Raw genomic sequence first — 2,834 nt, forward strand, 5'->3', positions numbered from 1 at the left:
GCTGAGCTGTTAATGCCTGGCTATCTCTTCAATCGATACCATCCTGAGCGTGAAGTCACGGCAGAAATGGTCAAATATCTATCAAACTTGTTTAATGTCTCACGAACCAGCGCGTCTATAAGGTTAGTGGAGGTGTCAGAGCAGCCTTGTATGATTATTTGCTGGAGCCCTTCTGGTAAACGTAAGTGGTTTTATCGAAGTTCCATCGTCCCGGAATCCGTGTGGCCACATAACATGGTTCTGCGGCCTAGGAATACGTTTGGTGAGTCAAGCGCAGTTGAGGTGGATGCTGATCAGTGGATCGACAGTGTGGGCGCAGAGAATTACACCCTAATTGAGAGCCAGTATTACAATGGCTACGATCACCTCACATTGCTTTGGTGGAAAGATGAATCACCGCTAGCAGACGATGACTTCTAAGTTAGAAAAGCCCTTGCGCCACGACCATTTCGGATAGCTGCTCAGTACTCCATAGCCTCGTCATCGCCAGCTTGCAGCTTCTTTCTCCTGGCCAACACCAGCCACAACTGCTGGTGAATCACCAGCGCCAGCAGGATCAACCCCGCACCCCCCATCATCGGCGGGGTGACGACTTCATCGAGGGCGAACACCCCCAGCACCATGGCCAGCACCGGGGTGATCAGCGGAATCAGCGACACGGTTTCCACCGCCAGCTGGTTGAGGATGTGGTAATAGGCGACAAAGCCCACCAGCGAGGCGAACAGGGTCAGGTACAGCAGCGAGGCGAGCCCCACCGGGGTGGGGTTGATGGGTTCGACGCCAACCACCAGCACCCAGGTGAGCAGCATGCCGGGCAGGGAAAAGGCCATGGCACCCAGGGTCTGTTCGAACGCGGGCACGGTCAGGGTTCTGCCGAGCCGCTTCACCCACAGGGCGCTGGCGGAGAACGACAGGTTGGACAGCAACATCAGGCCGATGCCGATGGCGCCCTCCTCCCCCATATTGAGCCGGTCGAAGAAGATGAAGATCAGTCCGACAAAGGCCAGCCCAATGGCCAGCAGCTTGCGCTGTTGCAGCACCCGTTCACCCAGGATGGGCCGGGTGAGCAGCGCGGTGACAAACGGCGACAGGCCAAACATCAGCGAGATCAGCCCGGAGGAGATGTAGTCCGCCGCCATGTACACCAGCGCCATGTTGGGAAACAGGCTGACGGAGGCCGCCGCGTAGAGCTTCCAGTGGCGGCGGATATTCAGCCCGGCATAGCCGCCGATGGTGCAGATAATGCTGCCCAGCAGGAAGGCGAGCATGATGCGCAGGCTGAGTCCCGCCATGGGGCTGAAGGACGCCCCGCCCAGCTTGATCGACAGGGGCGTGGTGGACCAGACCAAAATCACCAGCAAATAGGCCAGTTGTACCAGCATGGTATTCTCCCGAATACACGCCGCTTAACCCGGAAACTCTGGAGCCTGAAACGAGAAAGGCCGCAGAGGGGATGGCTGCGGCCTTTGAAAAAGAGGATTTGTTTTTTCTATCTCATTTTTCTGCCGCACAGGGTCGCATCCAGCGCAGTGCATACACTCGCTTGGTCACGACCGGGTTGGCAGAACACATGAAATTCATATTTGTATGATTAATGGTTGTTTGGGTGGTTGCTTAACCGTGGCCCAACTATACCCAGACCCTTCCGGTCGGAACAAGCGGCAATCGCAAAAAGATGACGGGCGGCAGGGAAATAAAACCGACATATTTTCACGCCGGGCGGGCTGGTATGATGGCGGCCTGTTTTTTCGACCAGCTGTTATGAACGAATCCACCCCCCTCGGGCTGTTTGCCTTTGCCCTGTCCATTACCGGCCCCATCTTTCTGGTGGTGTTGCTGGGGCTGTTCCTGAAACGCATCGGCCAGGTGCCCGCGGAGTTTGTGAAGCCCGCCTCCAACCTGGTGTTTAACGTCGGCCTGCCGGTGGTGCTGTTTCTCAGCATTTACCGGGCGGATCTGGACAATTTCGTGATGGGGGTGCCGCTGCTGGTGGCCCTGCCCCTGACCCTGCTGCTGTTTGCCCTGTCGTGGCCCGTCGGCAAATGGCTGACCGGCAACGCGGCGGATCAGGGCATTTTCGTGCAGGGAGCCTTTCGCGGCAATCTGGCGGTGATCGGGCTGGCATTCTGCAACAATGCCTACGGCCAGGTGGGGCTGGCGACGGCGGCGGTGCCCATCGCCCTGCTGACGGTGCTCTACAACGTGCTGGCGGTGGTGGCGCTGAACCCCATCCAGAGCGGCGACGGCCAGTCGCCGCTGCGGCGGATGCTGCGCAATACCCTGCGCAATCCGCTGCTGATCAGTATCGTGCTGGGATTTTTGATGAAATTCAGCGGCCTGGGGCTGCCGAAATTGCTGGAGGACACGGGCAATTACTTTGCCCAGATGACGTTGCCGCTGGCGCTGCTGTGCATCGGCGCGTCGATGAACCTCGGCGCCCTATCCCACTCCGGGGCCAGCACCCTGGGCGCTTCATTGATAAAATTGATTGCCACGCCACTGCTGATTGTCGGTATCGCCGCCTGGCTGGGCGTGCAGGGCATGGCCATGGGTATCCTGTTTTTCCTGACATCCTCCCCCACCGCCGTGGCCAGTTTCATTCAGGTCAGGGCGATGGGCGGCAACGGCGAACTGGCCGCCAACATGGTGGTGCTGTCCACCCTGCTGGGGATCGTCACCGTCACCGGCGGGCTGCTGGCCCTAAAAGCCCTCGGCCTGGTCTAGGTCCTGGTGGCGAACCCGGCTGATGTAGGTGGCACTGACGGTGTCCATGTTCACCAGGTGGTTCATCAGCCACTGGGGGAACTCAGTCAGCACATAATCTTTTGCCCGCA

At 58.8% G+C, this 2,834-nt stretch carries 3 protein-coding genes; 2 read left to right on the forward strand and 1 reads right to left on the reverse strand.

The features are described 5' to 3' along the window. The coding region (locus ABY948_RS11960) for an ImmA/IrrE family metallo-endopeptidase (protein ID WP_461482763.1) at positions 1 to 420 on the forward strand (420 nt) is incomplete at its 5' end. 41 nt (positions 421 to 461) lie between these two features. On the opposite strand, the gene ABY948_RS11965 is transcribed toward ABY948_RS11960, so the two are convergent. Further along, complete coding sequence (locus ABY948_RS11965; RefSeq protein WP_461482764.1) at positions 462 to 1,382, reverse strand: DMT family transporter; 921 nt, start codon at positions 1,380 to 1,382, stop codon at positions 462 to 464. A 379-nt stretch (positions 1,383 to 1,761) separates the two neighbouring features. On the opposite strand from ABY948_RS11965, the gene ABY948_RS11970 reads away from it, so the two are divergent. After that, positions 1,762 to 2,724: an AEC family transporter gene (locus ABY948_RS11970; RefSeq protein ID WP_461482765.1), complete on the forward strand. Its 963-nt coding sequence runs from the start codon at positions 1,762 to 1,764 to the stop codon at positions 2,722 to 2,724. The last annotated feature ends 110 nt before the right edge of the window (positions 2,725 to 2,834 follow it).

The sequence above is a fragment of the Porticoccus sp. genome, from assembly GCF_041592135.1.
Lineage (GTDB): Bacteria > Pseudomonadota > Gammaproteobacteria > Pseudomonadales > Porticoccaceae > Porticoccus.

Bases quoted from the DNA above. Each gene is read 5' to 3' on its own strand.
- ABY948_RS11965 (WP_461482764.1), bottom strand. From the start codon at position 1,382: ATGCTGGTACAACTGGCCTATTTGCTGGTGATTTTGGTCTGGTCCACC.
- ABY948_RS11970 (WP_461482765.1), top strand. From the start codon at position 1,762: ATGAACGAATCCACCCCCCTCGGGCTGTTTGCCTTTGCCCTGTCCATT.